The sequence below is a fragment of the Frigoribacterium sp. CFBP 13729 genome (genome assembly GCF_014841875.1).
Lineage (GTDB): Bacteria > Actinomycetota > Actinomycetes > Actinomycetales > Microbacteriaceae > Frigoribacterium.
This window is the reverse complement of the sequence record NZ_JACYUR010000001.1, coordinates 1066204-1080635: the sequence shown is the minus strand read 5'-3', so window position 1 is coordinate 1080635 and position 14432 is coordinate 1066204. Positions and strand designations below refer to the sequence as shown.

Here is a 14432-nt window from a genome sequence, read left to right as displayed (position 1 = left end):
GGAGGAGCCCCAGGAGGCGCCGGCCGACCCGGGCGGGCCGCGCCGCACCTCCGTCGGTACTGTCGGCAGATGGACACCTCGCCCCTCGCCCCGAAGCCGGCCACCCCGCGGGAGGCGACCGTCGCGCGTCGCGTGCAGCGCCGGTGGTGGGTCTTCAGCGCGCTCGGCGCGATCGGGGTCGTGCTGCTGATCGGGGTGGTCGTCACGGCGAGGGCGGGGCGGCTCGGCATCGACGAACGCTTCATGAACGAGCTCGTCGAGCACCGCAGCGACTTCTGGATCGCCCCGGCCCTCGTCTTCGACACGGTCGGAGCGGGCCTGATCGGCGTCTTCGTCGTGCCGATCGGCGTCGCCGTGGTCTTCCTGCTCCGGCGGCGCCCGTGGGCGGCGCTGTACTGGATCTGCGCCTGCGCCCTGAGCGCCGGCGTCGTCCAGGTGATCAAGCACACCTTCGGGCGGGCGCGGCCGACCGAGATCCTCGTCGTGAGCGACTACGGCTCGTTCCCGTCCGGCCACACCGCCAACGCGGCGACCCTCGCCGTCGTGCTCGGCGTCGTGCTCCGCCGCGTCTGGGTCTGGGCGGCCGGCGTCGTCTGGACCGTGCTGATGCTGCTCAGCCGCACCTACCTCGGGGCGCACTGGCTGACCGACACGATCGGCGGGCTGCTGATCGGCGCCGGCGTCGCGGTCGTCCTCTGGGCCCCGGTCGCCCATCGGCTTCTCGACGAGCAGGAGCGGGTCCGTGGCCGCGGCTGGGCGTGGCAGACGCGCGTCGGTGCGGGTGCCTAGGCTGACCCCATGACCGACCCCCTCGACCAGGCCAGGGCGGAGCCCGCCGCGGCGGTCGCCCCCGCCGAGCAGGCGAAGCGCGACGCGGAGGCGGCGCTGGCGCGGGCCCAGCAGCTCGCGGCCGAGGCCGAGGCGGCGGCGCAGGAGGCGGGAGAGGCCGAGCGGGACGCCCAGGCGGCAGCGACCGCAGCGCCGGACGCAGGCGCCGTCGATCCGACCGCCGCCGCCGTCCCTGGCGATGTGGGCGGCGCCTCCTCGGGTCCGCTCTCCTCCGGTGCCGTCGACGCGGTGCGGGCCGGCTACGCCACCGAGGGTCCGGCCCTAGAGATCGGCTCGCTCGTCAACGGCGACGCACTCGCCGACGTCCCCGTGCGGATCCCGCTCGGCATGCTGAACCGGCACGGCCTGATCGCGGGCGCGACGGGCACGGGCAAGACGAAGACGCTGCAGGTGCTCGCCGAGCAGCTGTCCGCGGCGGGCGTGCCCGTCTTCGCGGCCGACGTGAAGGGCGACCTCTCGGGCCTCGCCGCCCCCGGCGAGTCGAGCGAGAAGCTGCTCGCGCGCACCCGCGGCATTGGCCAGGCCTGGACGCCCCTGGCGGCGCCGGCCGAGTTCTTCTCGCTCGGCGACGGCGGCCCCGGCGTCCCGGTGCGGGCGACGGTGAGCGGCTTCGGGCCGATCCTCCTCAGCAAGGTGCTCGGCCTGAACGACACGCAGGAGTCGAGCCTCGGCCTCGTCTTCCACTACGCCGAGCAGGCGGGGCTGCCGCTGCTCGACCTCGCCGACCTGCGCAGCGTGCTCACCTACCTGACGAGCGACGACGGCAAGGCCGAGCTCGCCGAGCTCGGCGGCCTCAGCAAGGCGACCGTCGGGGTGGTGCTGCGCGAGCTGATCACCTTCGCCGACCAGGGCGCCGACGCGTTCTTCGGCGAGCCCGAGATCGACACGGCCGTGTTCCTCCGCACGGCGGCCGACGGTCGCGGCATCGTCAGCCTGCTCGAGCTGCCCGGCGTCCACGACCGGCCGGCGTTGTTCTCGACGTTCCTGATGTGGCTGCTCGCCGACCTGTACAACGACCTGCCCGAGGTGGGCGACCTCGACCGGCCGAAGCTCGTCTTCTTCTTCGACGAGGCCCACCTGCTCTTCGCGGGCGCCTCGGACGCGTTCCTCGACCAGGTGACACGCACCGTGCGGCTGATCCGGTCGAAGGGCGTCGGCATCGTCTTCGTCACGCAGACCCCGAAGGACGTGCCCGGCGCCGTCCTCGCGCAGCTCGGCTCACGGATCCAGCACCAGCTGCGGGCCTTCACGCCCGACGACGCCAAGGTGCTGCGGGCCACCGTCTCGACCTACCCCACGAGCGAGTACGACCTCGGGGCCGTGCTGACCAGCCTGGGAACGGGGGAGGCGGTCGTCACCGTCATGAACGAGAAGGGCGCGCCCAGCCCGGTCGCGTGGACGCGGGTCCGGGCGCCCCAGGGCTCGATGTCGCCGCTGCCCGCCGACGAGATGGCCGCCAAGGTCGCTGCCTCGCCGCTCTGGCCGGTCTACGGCACGCCCGTCGACCGCGACTCCGCGCGCGAGATGCTGGCCCGCAAGCTCGAGGCCGCCGCGCTGCGCCGTCGCGAGCTCGACGAGGCGACCGCGCGCGACGAGGCCCTGGTGCTCCAGGCGAAGGAGGCGGCCGCCCGCGAGAAGCACGACGCCGCGGCCCTGAAGGCGGCCGAGAAGGAGCGCAGGGCAGCCCAGGCCGAGTACGAGCGCCAGCAGCGCGAGTTCGAGAAAGCCGAGCGGGCCGCCGCGTCGACGAGGGCGCGGCGGGCGGGCGGCGCGACCCGCTCCTCCTCGGGTTCGTCGTCGGGGCGGGGGCGTGCGGGCGGCGGCGGCGCCGGCGGCGTGCTCGGCGACGTGCTCGGCTCGAGCGCGGGCAAGACGATCGTGCGCGAGGTCGTCAAGGGGATCTTCGGGACCCTGCGCCGGCGCTGAGCCCGGCGGGGCGCGGTCCTCGGCAGCGCGACGGTCCCGGAGCGTTGCCGCGAGGAGGGAGCGCTCAGCCCGTGAAGGCCTGCCAGACGAGCGCCAGCAGGCCCGTCGCGACGGCGAAGGCGACCACGACGAGCGTGGTGCTGAGCCACCGGCGACCCTCGTACCACGATCGGCTCTCGGGCCAGGTGCGGTAGAACTCAGGCCCCGACATCGGCCGCGAGACGGTCGTCACGGCGCTGCCGAGCGCATCGGTGACGGCGGTGATCGCCTCGTCGGGCCAGTAGCCGCCCCGCATGCGGAAGAGCACCTCGCCGTCGTGGCCGAGGGCGATCAGCTGCGGCAGGGTCTCGGTCGAGGCGCCGCGGTAGGTGCGCGCGACGAGGACGGTCGCGACGGCGTCGCGGGGGAGCCGCACGCTGCCCGGCAGCCAGCCGCGCTTGAAGAACTCGGTCGAGCTGACGCCGGCGTAGGAGACCCGGAAGCGCCAGTACATGAGGAGCCCCACGACGACCGCGACGTCGGCGACCCACAGCACGGCCGGCCAGCGGCCGGTCGGCCAGGTCAGCCAGAGCAGGGCCCCGAGCACGGGCACGAGGCTGAAGACCGCGGTGAGCACGGCGGTCCGGGCGATCGTGCGCCGGGGCACGGCGATCACCTCGAAGTCGTCGCGCGCGACGCCAGTCACCATCTCAGCCCCCTCGGCCCTCGGCTGCCTCCCCCCTCAGAGAGGACGGCCGTCATCCCGACGGCCTGCCGTGGCACCGATCATAAGGGAGGCGCCCCACGGGCCGGACCGCTCTGTCCGGTCCGCGAAAGCGCGGCTCGGCAGCCTCCCGGCGTCAGCTGACCGGCGTGTGCCCGACGGCCGCGTCAGCGGTCCCGCAGCTTCTCGAGGTCGCGGCGTTCGCGCTTCGTCGGCCGACCGGCACCGCGGTCCCGGACCGCGACCACGGCGGTCTCCTCGCGCGGGGGAGGAGGCGGCGTCAGGTCGGTCATCGCCTCGGCGGCGACGGAGGCGCCCACCCGCTTCACGAGGCACGTGCGGACCACGAGGATCCGGTCGAACCCGGCCACCCGCACCCGGACCTCGTCGCCGGGCCGGACCGACTGCGACGCCTTGACCCGCTCGCCGTTCACCCGGACGTGCCCGGCGCGGCAGCCCGCCGTCGCCGCCGAGCGCGTCTTGTAGACACGGACCGCCCACAGCCAGCTGTCGACGCGGGCGGAGGCGGGGGAGTCCATCCGACGATGCTACGTCGGGCCGGCCGCGCGCCGCAGGTGCGTCCGCAGGACCCCGTGCGGTCCGCTACCATGGACGAGGTCGTGCGCCAGTGATGCTGTCGCCCGCCCTGGAGGATTCGCCTAGTGGCCTATGGCGCACGCTTGGAAAGCGTGTTGGGTGCAAGCCCTCAGGGGTTCGAATCCCCTATCCTCCGCACGAGAAAGGCCCTCCCCTTCGGGAGGGCCTTTCTCGTTCTCCCTTCGGGCGACACCGTGCGGCGGGACTAGGAGGCGGCGGTGCCGTCGAGCATCAGGGTCATGTACCGCAGGTCGAGCCAGCGGCCGAACTTCACGCCGACCTCGCGCAGCAGCCCCGCGTCCTCGAAGCCGAGCGACCGGTGCAGCCGCACCGAGCCCTCGTTGCCGGCCTCGACGAGGGCGACCATGACGTGGTGGCCGGCCTCCGCGGCCCCGGCGACCAGCGCCTCCAGCAGGCTGCGGCCGATGCCGGCCCCCTGGTGCCCCTCGCGCACGTAGACGCTGTTCTCGACCGTGTGGCGGTAGCCGTCCTTGGCGTGGAACGGGCCGAAGCTCGCGTACCCGACGACGAGGTCGCCCTCGACGGCGACGATCGCGGCCGTGCCCGGGCGGCTGTGGGCGGCGAGCCAGTCGCGGCGCCCCTGCAGGTCGGGCTCCACGTCGGTCCAGATGGCGGTCGAGCGGGCGACGGCGTCGGCGTGGATCTCGAGGACCCCCGGCAGGTCGGACTCGGCGGCAGGACGGATGATCACGGCACGATCATAGGAGGGGCCGAGCCCTGGACAAGTCACGCCGCCAGGCCCCCGACCCTGTGAACCGCAGGAGGTGCCGGACCGACCCGATGACGCCCGCGTAGGTTCTGGTCATGACTGACGACACCTACACCGCGTCCTTCCTCGGCGACGACGGCCAGGAGGCCCGCACCGAGCAGCTCGAGTCGATCGGCGGACAGCCGCAGAAGAGCCTGGTCCGGCCTGCGGCCGACGGCGGCGACGACGTCAACTGGGAACTCGACCCCGACACCTCGACCGAGGGCAACGCGGTGTACCGCTCCCTCGGAGTCGCGCAGCACGACTACTCCTGAGCCGTCGAGCTGAGGGGACCGGATCATCGGGACCCGGGACCCACCGGGAGCCGTCGCGGGGGTAACATATCGCCACGGCGCACCTGCGCCCCTCGGCCAGACCGCGCACGACGGCGTGCGCACAGGAGGCGCTCGTGACCACACGACGTGACGGATCCCGCTCGGTGCTCCGCAAGAAGCCCGTCCATCAGATCGAGGACGAGACCGGGGGCACCGGACTCTTCAAGAGCCTCGGCCTGTGGCAGCTGACGGCCATCGGCGTCGGCGGCATCATCGGCGTCGGCATCTTCTCGCTGGCGGGGCTCGTCGCCCACGGCGACGACGCGAACCCGGGCGTCGGGCCGGCCGTCCTGTTCTCCTTCTTGATCGCCGGTCTCGCGAGTGCTGCGGCGGCGCTCTCGTACGCCGAGTTCGCGGGCATGATCCCGCGGGCCGGCTCCGCCTACACCTACGGCTACGTCGCCCTCGGCGAGATCATCGGCTGGTTCATCGGCTGGGACCTGCTGCTCGAGTACGTGGCCATCGTGGCCGTCGTCGCGATCGGCATCTCGGGCTACTTCGACGCGTTCCTCTCGGGGCTCGGGCTGCACCTCCCCGACGCGATCGCCTCGACGCCCGACGCGGGGCAGGGCGGCGTGGTCAACCTGCCCGCGATCGTCGTCTGCCTGGTCGTCACCTTCATCCTGAGCCGGGGCTCGAAGGCGTTCGGCCGCTTCGAGATCGTCGCCGTCGGCATCAAGGTGCTGCTGGTGCTGTTCATCATCGGCATCGGCCTGTTCCACCTGAGCGCCGAGAACTTCTCGCCCTTCGTGCCCAACGGCTTCGGGCCGGTCTTCACCGGGGCCGCCACCGTCTTCTTCGCCGTCTTCGGCTACGACGCGATGAGCACCGCGGCGGAGGAGAGCGTCGACGGCAAGAAGCACATGCCGAAGGCGATCATCCTGTCGCTGATCATCGCGATGATCCTCTACGTCGCCGCCACGCTGGTGCTCACCGGCATGCAGGACTACCGCGAGATCGACCCGGCCGCCGGCTTCGCCTCGGCCTTCAGCAGCGTCGGCCTGCCGGTCGTGGCGACGATCATCTCGGTGTTCGCCGTCATCTCGATCCTCACCGTCATGCTCACGTTCCTGCTCGGCGTCACTCGGGTCTGGTTCTCGATGAGCCGCGACGGACTGCTGCCCGGCTGGTTCGCGCGGACCGACCGCAAGGGCGTCCCGCAGCGCGTCACGTGGATCGCGGGCGTCGCCTCCGCGCTGCTCGCCGGGGTGTTCCCCATCCGCGCCGTCGCCGACCTGACGAACATCGGCATCCTCGCCGCGTTCGTGGTGGTCTGCGTCGCGGTCATCGTGTTCCGCTACCGCAAGCCCGACGAGCCGCGCACGTTCCGCCTCCCGTTCATGCCCTTCGTCCCGGCCTTCGGGGTGCTGGCGAGCGGCTTCCTCATCTCGCAGCTGCACTGGGAGACCTGGCTGCGCTTCGGCATCTGGCTGGTCGTCGGCCTCGCGCTCTACTTCGGCTACGGCCGGAAGCACTCGCTGCTGAACCCGGACAGCCCGCGCGTGCCGCGCTGACCTCCCCGGTGCCTCCGAGCCCGCCGGACGTAGGCTGGGCGACGTGTCCACCCGCATCTACATCACGTCCGCAGAAGGCCACACCGGCAAGTCGACGATCGCCCTCGGCGTCCTCGACACCCTGAGCCACGAGGTCGGCCGGGTGGGGGTGTTCCGTCCCGTGGCGCGGTCGACGCGCGAGCGCGACTACGTCCTCGAGCTGCTGCTCGCCCACGACAGCGTCGACCTCGACTACGAGGAGTGCGTCGGCGTCACGTACGACGACGTGCACCGCGACCCCGACGCGGCGCTCGCCGCCATCGTCAGCCGGTTCTCCGCCGTCGAGCGGCAGTGCGACGCGGTCGTCGTGATCGGCTCCGACTACACCGACGTCGGCAGCCCCACCGAGCTGTCGTTCAACGCCCGGGTGGCCGCCAACCTCGGCGCCCCCGTGCTGCTCGTCCTCGGCGGCCGCAGCGCCGCCGACGGCACGACCCCGCGCACCGGCGCGGACATGCGCCAGGTGGCCGAGGTCACGACGGCCGAGCTGCGCAACGAGCACGCCAGCCTGCTCGCCGTCGTCGCGAACCGGGTCGAGCCCGACCACCTCGACGACGTCGTCCGGGGCATCGGCCAGGCGCTCGCGGCGAGCCCCTCGGGTGCCGTGCCCGTCTGGGCCCTGCCGGAGGACCGCCTCCTCGTGGCCCCCACCGTGCGCGCCGTGCTCGAGGCGACCGGCTCGACCTTCGTGCGCGGCGACGAGGCCCTGCTCGACCGCGAGGTCGAGGGCGTCGTCGTCGCCGCCATGTCGATGGAGAACGTGCTGCCCCGCCTGATCGAGGGCGCCGTCGTCGTCGTGCCGGGGGACAGGTCGGACGTGCTGGTGGCGACGGTGCTCGCTCACGCGTCCGAGACGTTCCCCTCGCTCGCGGCCGTCGTGCTGAACGGCGGCTTCGCCCTGGCGCCCCAGGTCGACCGCCTCGTCGAGGGACTCGGCAGCACGCTGCCGATCGCCCACAACGAGCTCGGCACCTACGACACGGCGCTCGCCATCACCCAGACCCGCGGGCGTCTCGCCGCCGACTCGCCCCGCAAGTACGACCTCGCCCTCTCGCTGTTCGAGACGCACGTCGACGGGGCCGAGCTGCTGCGGCTGCTCGAGGTCAGCCCGTCGGGGGTCGTGACGCCGCTGATGTTCGAGCACCAGCTGCTCGAGCGGGCGCGCAGCGTCAAGAAGCACATCGTGCTGCCCGAGGGCGGAGACGACCGCATCCTCCGTGCGGCGTCGACCCTGCTGCAGCGCGGCGTGGCCGACCTCACGCTCCTCGGCGACGAGACCGTCATCCGGGCACGCGGCGCCGAGCTCGGCCTCGACCTGGCCGACGCCCGCGTGCTCGACCCCTTCGACGCCAGCCTGCAGGTGCAGTTCGCCGCCGAGTACGCGAAGCTGCGGGCGCACAAGGGCATCTCCGCGAGCATGGCGATGGACACGGTCACCGACGTCTCGTACTTCGGCACGATGATGGTCAAGCTCGGCCTCGCCGACGGCATGGTCTCGGGCGCCGCGCACACGACGGCCCACACCATCCGTCCCGCGTTCGAGGTGATCAAGACGGTGCCGGGCGTCGGCGTCGTCTCGAGCGTGTTCCTCATGGCGCTCGCCGACCGGGTGCTGGTCTACGGCGACTGCGCCGTCATCCCCGACCCGACCGCCGAGCAGCTCGCGGACATCGCGATCTCGTCGGCCGAGACCGCGGTGCAGTTCGGCATCGAGCCCCGCGTGGCCATGCTCAGCTACAGCACCGGCGACAGCGGCTCGGGCGCCGACGTGGAGAAGGTCCGCGCCGCGACGGCGCTGGTGCGCGAGCGCCGCCCCGACCTGCTCGTCGAGGGACCGATCCAGTACGACGCCGCGGCCGACCCGGTCGTGGCCGCCGCGAAGATGCCCGACTCCGAGGTCGCGGGCCGGGCGACCGTGTTCATCTTCCCCGACCTGAACACCGGCAACAACACGTACAAGGCCGTGCAGCGGAGTGCGGGGGCGGTCGCGATCGGGCCCATCCTGCAGGGCCTCCGAAAGCCGATCAACGACCTCTCGCGCGGCGCGCTCGTGGGCGACATCGTCAACACCGTCGCCATCACCGCCATCCAGGCCGGCACCGAGGCAGCCGCCGCCGAGACCTCCACCACCACCGAAGGGAACACCCCGTGAGCGCAGTGCTCGTCGTCAACTCCGGCTCGTCGTCGTTCAAGTACCAGCTGATCGAGCTGGACGACGAGACGACGCTCGCGTCGGGGCTGGTCGAGCGGATCGGGGAGGCGGTGGGCCAGACCCGGCACCGCAACCACCTGACGGGTGCCGAGAGCAGCAACGACTCGCAGCCGATCGCCGACCACGCGGCCGGCTTCGAGGCGATGATGGCCGCCTTCGCCGCGCAGGGCCCCTCCTTCGACGAGCACCCGCCGACGGCCGTCGGCCACCGGGTCGTGCACGGGGGAGTGGACTTCGACCGGGCCACCCTCGTCACCGACGAGGTGGAGAAGGCCATCGATCGCCTCTCCGCGCTGGCGCCGCTCCACAATCCCGCGAACCTGCAGGGCATCAAGGCCGCGAAGGAGGCGTTCGCCGACGTGCCCCACGTGGCGGTGTTCGACACGGCGTTCCACCAGACGCTGGCCCCTGCCGCGTACACCTACGCGATCGACGCGGAGCTGGCCGAGAAGCACCACGTGCGCCGGTTCGGCTTCCACGGCACCTCGCACAAGTACGTGTCCGAGAAGACCGCCGAGTTCCTCGGCCGTCCGCTGGCCGAGCTCAAGATCATCGTCCTGCACCTCGGCAACGGCGCCTCCGCCGCGGCGATCGACGGCGGCCGCTCGATCGAGACGAGCATGGGCATGACGCCCCTCGAGGGGCTCGTCATGGGCACGCGGTCCGGCGACATCGACCCGGCAGCCGTCTTCCACCTGCACCGCGAGGCGGGCCTCGACTTCGACGAGCTCGAGACGCTGCTCAACAAGGGCAGCGGCCTGCTGGGCCTCACGGGCAGCGGCGACATGCGCGACGTGCAGGACAGCGCCTCGCGCGGCGACGCCGTGTCCGAGTCGGCGCTGGCCGTGTACCGCCACCGCATCCGCCACTACGTCGGCGCCTACGTCGCGCAGCTCGGCGGACTCGACGCGGTCGTCTTCACCGCGGGGGTCGGCGAGAACAACGCCCTGCTGCGCCGCCGCACGCTGGCCGGGCTCGACTTCTTCGGCATCCGGGTCGACGACGACCGGAACGAGCTCGCCTCGCGGGACGCCCGCCGCATCTCGCCCGAGGGAGCGTCCGTCGACGTCCTCGTCGTCCCCACGAACGAGGAGCTCGAGATCGCCCGGCAGGCCGCGGCGCTCCGCTAGGACGTNCGTCGTCGGCAGGGGCAGCCCCCTGCGTCGTCGTCAGTACTTGATCGTGGCGAGTGCGTCCGAGACGGGGGTCTCACCCGAGACGAGCTCGAACTGCGTCTTCACCGCCGTGCCCTCGATGATCGCGGTGGCGATCACCTCGGCCACGTCGGCACGGGAGACCGTGCCCCGCTCGACGGTCTGGCCCACCGTGACCTGGCCGGTGCCGGGGTCGTCGGTGAGGCCGCCGGGACGCACGACGGTCCAGTCGAGGCCGTCACGGGCGCGCAGGTCGGCGTCGGCCTCGCTCTTCGCGCGCATGTACACCTGGTAGACGGCGTCGTCGTCCTCGGCGGGCAGCTGGGCCTTCTCGGCGTCGAAGTCGTCCGTCCCGATGGCCGAGACCATCACGTAGCGGGCGACGCCCGCCTTCTCCGCCGCGTCGGCGAGCAGGACGGCGCCGTCGCGGTCGATCGTGAGCTTGCGCTCGGCGCCGCTGCCGCCACCGCCGCCGGCCGCGAAGACCACGGCGTCGGCACCGTCGAGGTGGCCCGCCAGGGTCTCGACGTCGGTCTGCTCCAGATCGAGGACGAGCGCACGGGCACCCGCCGCCTCGAGGTCGGACGTGTGGTCGGGGTTGCGAACGATGCCCACGGGGTCGTGCCCGGCGTCGGCGAGTCGGCGTTCGAGGAGCTGGGCGATCTTGCCGTGTCCTCCGGCGATGACGATTCTCATGCACCCAGGGAACACCCCGTGTCGCGCAGACCACCCAGGAGCCGCTAAACTTCTCGAGGCTCCTCACGTGGCGCCATCCAGGCCAACTCCCCCAGGGCGGAAACGCAGCAAGGGCAACCGGGCTCTGGCGGGTGCGTGAGGGGTCTCTACTTTTTAACGCACCGCCGCCCCTGCGGCGCTTCGGCGCGGCGTCCTGCCTGGTGCGGACGGGACCAGCCGGTCGCGTCCTCGAGACGGTGCGCCGCCGCCCCTGCGGCGCTTCGGCGCGGCGTCCTGCCTGGTGCGGACGGGACCAGCCGGTCAGGTCGCTGTGCTGCAGGTGACTCCCAGCAGGCCGAAATTGACCGTTCGAGTCCCCGAGACGGGCGACGACCACGGCGCGGTACCGGCCGTGCCCTGCACGCGGTAGGTCGCGGCGCTGACGCCGAGGATCTCCGCTGGCACCTGGTAGCTCTTCACCGTCACGGTGGCGACCGGCAGCGTCACGCCGTTCCGGTACACGTTCCACGACGGCGGCTCGACTCCGCCCGCGGGGAGCGGCGTCGGGACGTCCCACGACAGCACAGGGGCCCCGAGGAGACCGCCGCCGGTGCACCCGATCGTCGAGGCGCCCACGAGGGTCCCCGTGGTCGCCGTCCCGGTCGCGCGGGTCGTGTCGGCGAAGGCGGCGAGGGTGGACTCGGGGGGCACCGCAGCCAGGCTGGCCGCGAGGGCGAGCGCGACGACGGTCGACACGGCGGCGGTGCCGGCAGTGCCGGAGGTGCGGTGCCGGCCGGCCGCGTGGCGCGGCCCGTCATCGTGGCGGGCACGCACCTCCTCGGCTCGGCCTCCGTCGGCAGGTGCCGGCTCGTGGGCGGTCGCGGCGAGGTCCTCGGCGCGCGGGCGGCGGAAGCCGATCATGGCGAGCATGCCGAAGAGCGTGCCGATCACGAACACCCAGCCGGGGGCGAGCGCCTGGTCGACCCACTCGCCGAGGCGGGGCGTCGACCAGAAGACACGGTCGGCCTCCGCGACGACGATCGGGTCCGGGTCGGTCACCGGGTTCGCGTCGCCCTTGAGGACGAGGGACCGGGAGGCGCCGCCCGCGTCGTCCGTCTCGACCACGCGGTGGGTGACGCGGACGCCGTCCGCGCGGGGGACGCTCACGACGTCGCCGACCGCCACGTCGGCCGCGGGCACCGTCTTCGCCAGAGCCAGGGCGCCGGTGGGGATGCCCGGCGACATCGAGCCCGAGCGGAAGATCAGCGGGGTGACGCCCGCGAAGACGGCGAGGGCAGCAGCCGTCAGGCAGACCACGCCGGTGAGGGCCCCGGCCCAGAGGACGACCTCGCGCGCGAAGAACCGCGCCCGGGCGTTGCGGCGGGCGTGGTCGACCGGCGGCCGGTCGTGCCGCGCGCGTCCGGGGGAGGACGCCATGCGTGGCTCCCCTCGTCGCGCGTCGGGCAGGTGGATCGTGAGGGGAACGGCGGAGTCGGGCACCCGACGCCGGACTCCGCCGTTCCCGTGTCCGGGCCGCGTCCGCCACGGGTGGCGGGGGCCTCGGGACGCCCGCCCTGGGAGGCGGGGGCTGGGAGGAGCTGCGGGGGCAGCTACTGCTGGGTGGCGGTCACCGTCATGGTCGCCGTCACGGTCTTGCCCTGCACCGTGTTGGTCGCGTCGGCAGGGACCTCAGCGCGGACGCAGAGGTACTCGACCTGGTTGACCGCCAGGGCCCGGGCGGCCGCCGTGGCCGGTCCCGCGCTGAGCTTGGTCGTGCTGGGCGTGACCACCGTGGCGGGGGTGGCGCTGAACGTGGTGGCGTTGCAGGTCGGGGGCGTGCCCACGTTGTAGGTGCTCGTGCCGAGGCTCGCGACGCCGAAGTTCAGCACCGGGCCGAGGACGGCCGCGTCGGCGCCGCCGGCGACCGTCGTGTAGGCGTAGTTGAACGGCAGGGTGCCGCCGTTGCGCACCGTGAGGAGCGCGTAGGTCTGGTCCCCGGGCTTCGCGGCCGTCATCGTGAGGCCCGTGAGGGCCGTCGTGACGTCCTGGTCGTTCAGCTTGAGGTCGAGCGTGCCCGTGCTGAAGCTGCCGGTCGCGGTCACGGTGTCGGTGAACGCCGCGAGGGTCGCGACGGTCCCGAGCCCGAGCACGGGGCCGAGGGCGAGTACGGCCCTGACCTTGCCCGAGACGGAGAGGCGGTGGGCGCGCGAGGACGCCGTGGCTGCAGACATGCGGGTGTCTCCTGATCCTGATCCTGACCGGTCTGCCGCGAGGGTGGGTCGCGGCCGGTGCGTCTCCGCTGGTGAGGCGGTTCGGCACGAGCTGGTGAGGCTCGTCCGGTAGGTCGAAGATACCAAGGAGGCGCGGGTTGCGCCAGAGATCGCACCCACCCCCGATGAGGGGTCGCGTCGCCCCCTGCCCGGCGCGGACGTCGGTGGCCCCGACTACTCTTGTCCCGTGGTCACAGCCCTGTATCGCCGTTACCGGCCAGAGAACTTCGCCGAGCTGATCGGACAGTCGCAGGTGACCGATCCGCTCCGCACGGCGCTGCGCGCCGACCGCGTCAACCACGCCTACCTGTTCAGCGGCCCCCGGGGCTGCGGCAAGACGACGTCGGCCCGCATCCTGGCGCGCTGCCTCAACTGCGCCCAGGGCCCGACCGACACGCCGTGCGGCGTGTGCGACTCGTGCGTCGAGCTCGCGCGCGACGGGGGCGGCTCGCTCGACGTCATCGAGATCGACGCCGCCAGCCACAACGGCGTCGACGACGCTCGCGACATCCGCGACCGCGCCGTGTTCGCCCCGGCGCGCGACCGGTTCAAGATCTTCATCCTCGACGAGGCCCACATGGTCACGCCGCAGGGATTCAACGCGCTGCTCAAGGTCGTGGAAGAACCGCCGGAGCACGTCAAGTTCATCTTCGCGACGACCGAGCCCGACAAGGTGATCGGCACGATCCGGTCGCGCACCCACCACTACCCGTTCCGGCTGGTCCCGCCCGCGCAGATGCTCGAGTACGTGCAGCAGCTCGCCGAGAGCGAGGGCGTCGCGGCGGCCCCGGGCGTCCTGCCCCTCGTGGTCCGGGCCGGCGGCGGGTCGGTGCGCGACACCTTGTCGCTGCTCGACCAGCTCATGGCCGGCAGCGAGAGCGGCGGCATCGAGTACGAGCGCGCGGTCGCCCTGCTCGGCTACACCCACGCGGCCCTCCTCGACGACGTCGTGGTCGCCCTGGGGCAGCGCGACGGCGCAGCCGCCTTCGCGGCCGTCGACCGGGTCGTCCAGACGGGCCAGGATCCGCGGCGCTTCGTGGAGGACCTGCTCGAGCGGCTCCGCGACCTCATCGTCGTCGGGGCTACGGTCGAGGGCGCCTCCGCCGTGCTGCGCGGCGTCACGCCCGAGGAGCTCGACCGGCTCGTGCAGCAGTCGCACGCGTTCGGCGCCGCCGAGCTCTCGCGCTCGGCCGACGTCGTCAACCGGGCCCTCACCGACATGACGGGCGCCACGTCGCCGCGCCTCCACCTCGAGCTGATGATCGCCCGGGTGCTCGTGCCCGAGGCCGACGAGACGACGCGGGGCGCGCTGGCCCGCGTCGAACGGCTCGAGCGCCGAGTCGGCGTCGACGGCGCCGCGGGCGACGCCGCCCACCCTGCACGTCCCGT

At 73.0% G+C, this 14432-nt stretch carries 13 protein-coding genes, 1 tRNA gene and 1 other RNA gene; 9 read left to right on the top strand and 6 right to left on the bottom strand.

Annotation, left to right across the window (positions count from 1 at the left end):
• Window positions 1–69 precede the first annotated feature (69 nt).
• Entirely contained in the window at window positions 70–789 is a 720-nt protein-coding gene (locus tag IFT77_RS04845; protein WP_192042143.1) for a phosphatase PAP2 family protein, read from the top strand.
• Window positions 790–798: 9 nt separating this feature from the next.
• A complete protein-coding gene (locus IFT77_RS04840) occupies window positions 799–2775 on the top strand; it encodes a helicase HerA-like domain-containing protein (protein ID WP_192169334.1) in 1977 nt (658 codons plus the stop codon).
• Window positions 2776–2839: 64 nt separating this feature from the next.
• On the opposite strand, the gene IFT77_RS04835 is transcribed toward IFT77_RS04840, so the two are convergent.
• Both IFT77_RS04835 and IFT77_RS04830 read right to left on the bottom strand, forming a co-directional pair.
• Window positions 2840–3463, bottom strand: a complete 624-nt coding sequence (locus tag IFT77_RS04835) for a hypothetical protein (protein WP_192169333.1) — start codon at window positions 3461–3463, stop codon at window positions 2840–2842.
• A 182-nt stretch (window positions 3464–3645) separates the two neighbouring features.
• Window positions 3646–4017 (bottom strand): RNA-binding S4 domain-containing protein, encoded by a 372-nt coding sequence (locus IFT77_RS04830; protein WP_192042140.1) that lies wholly within the window; start codon window positions 4015–4017, stop codon window positions 3646–3648.
• A 109-nt stretch (window positions 4018–4126) separates the two neighbouring features.
• Between IFT77_RS04830 and IFT77_RS04825 the strand changes: the two genes are divergently transcribed.
• Window positions 4127–4211, top strand: a tRNA-Ser gene (locus tag IFT77_RS04825).
• A gap of 69 nt (window positions 4212–4280) precedes the next feature.
• On the opposite strand, the gene IFT77_RS04820 is transcribed toward IFT77_RS04825, so the two are convergent.
• Window positions 4281–4787: a GNAT family N-acetyltransferase gene (locus IFT77_RS04820; protein WP_192042139.1), complete on the bottom strand. Its 507-nt coding sequence runs from the start codon at window positions 4785–4787 to the stop codon at window positions 4281–4283.
• 113 nt (window positions 4788–4900) lie between these two features.
• Here IFT77_RS04820 and IFT77_RS04815 point away from each other — a divergent pair, with 113 nt between their 5' ends.
• The 4 genes from IFT77_RS04815 to IFT77_RS04800 all read left to right on the top strand — a co-directional run bounded on the left by IFT77_RS04815 (window position 4901) and on the right by IFT77_RS04800 (window position 10074).
• A complete protein-coding gene (locus IFT77_RS04815; RefSeq protein ID WP_192169332.1) occupies window positions 4901–5119 on the top strand; it encodes a hypothetical protein in 219 nt (72 codons plus the stop codon).
• A 134-nt stretch (window positions 5120–5253) separates the two neighbouring features.
• Window positions 5254–6693, top strand: a complete 1440-nt coding sequence (locus IFT77_RS04810; RefSeq protein ID WP_192169331.1) for an amino acid permease — start codon at window positions 5254–5256, stop codon at window positions 6691–6693.
• Window positions 6694–6736: 43 nt separating this feature from the next.
• Entirely contained in the window at window positions 6737–8884 is a 2148-nt protein-coding gene (gene pta, locus IFT77_RS04805) for a phosphate acetyltransferase (protein WP_192042136.1), read from the top strand.
• The gene (locus IFT77_RS04800; protein WP_192169330.1) at window positions 8881–10074 is read left to right on the top strand and encodes an acetate/propionate family kinase; all 1194 of its coding nucleotides are present in this window, start codon (window positions 8881–8883) and stop codon (window positions 10072–10074) included. The genes pta and IFT77_RS04800 overlap by 4 nt, the downstream gene beginning before the upstream one ends.
• A gap of 39 nt (window positions 10075–10113) precedes the next feature.
• Here IFT77_RS04800 and IFT77_RS04795 read toward each other — a convergent pair whose 3' ends face one another.
• Window positions 10114–10794, bottom strand: a complete 681-nt coding sequence (locus tag IFT77_RS04795) for an SDR family oxidoreductase (RefSeq protein ID WP_192042134.1) — start codon at window positions 10792–10794, stop codon at window positions 10114–10116.
• A gap of 54 nt (window positions 10795–10848) precedes the next feature.
• Between IFT77_RS04795 and ffs the strand changes: the two genes are divergently transcribed.
• An RNA gene (ffs, locus tag IFT77_RS04790) (signal recognition particle sRNA small type) lies at window positions 10849–10945 on the top strand.
• Between the two features lie 149 nt (window positions 10946–11094).
• Here ffs and IFT77_RS04785 read toward each other — a convergent pair.
• A complete protein-coding gene (locus IFT77_RS04785; RefSeq protein WP_192042133.1) occupies window positions 11095–12210 on the bottom strand; it encodes a signal peptidase I in 1116 nt (371 codons plus the stop codon).
• 173 nt (window positions 12211–12383) lie between these two features.
• Complete coding sequence (locus tag IFT77_RS04780; RefSeq protein WP_192169329.1) at window positions 12384–13004, bottom strand: TasA family protein; 621 nt, start codon at window positions 13002–13004, stop codon at window positions 12384–12386.
• A 226-nt stretch (window positions 13005–13230) separates the two neighbouring features.
• On the opposite strand from IFT77_RS04780, the gene IFT77_RS16735 reads away from it, so the two are divergent.
• Window positions 13231–14432 (top strand): DNA polymerase III subunit gamma and tau (locus IFT77_RS16735; protein WP_371740924.1); only part of this gene is annotated, 1202 nt, incomplete at its 3' end.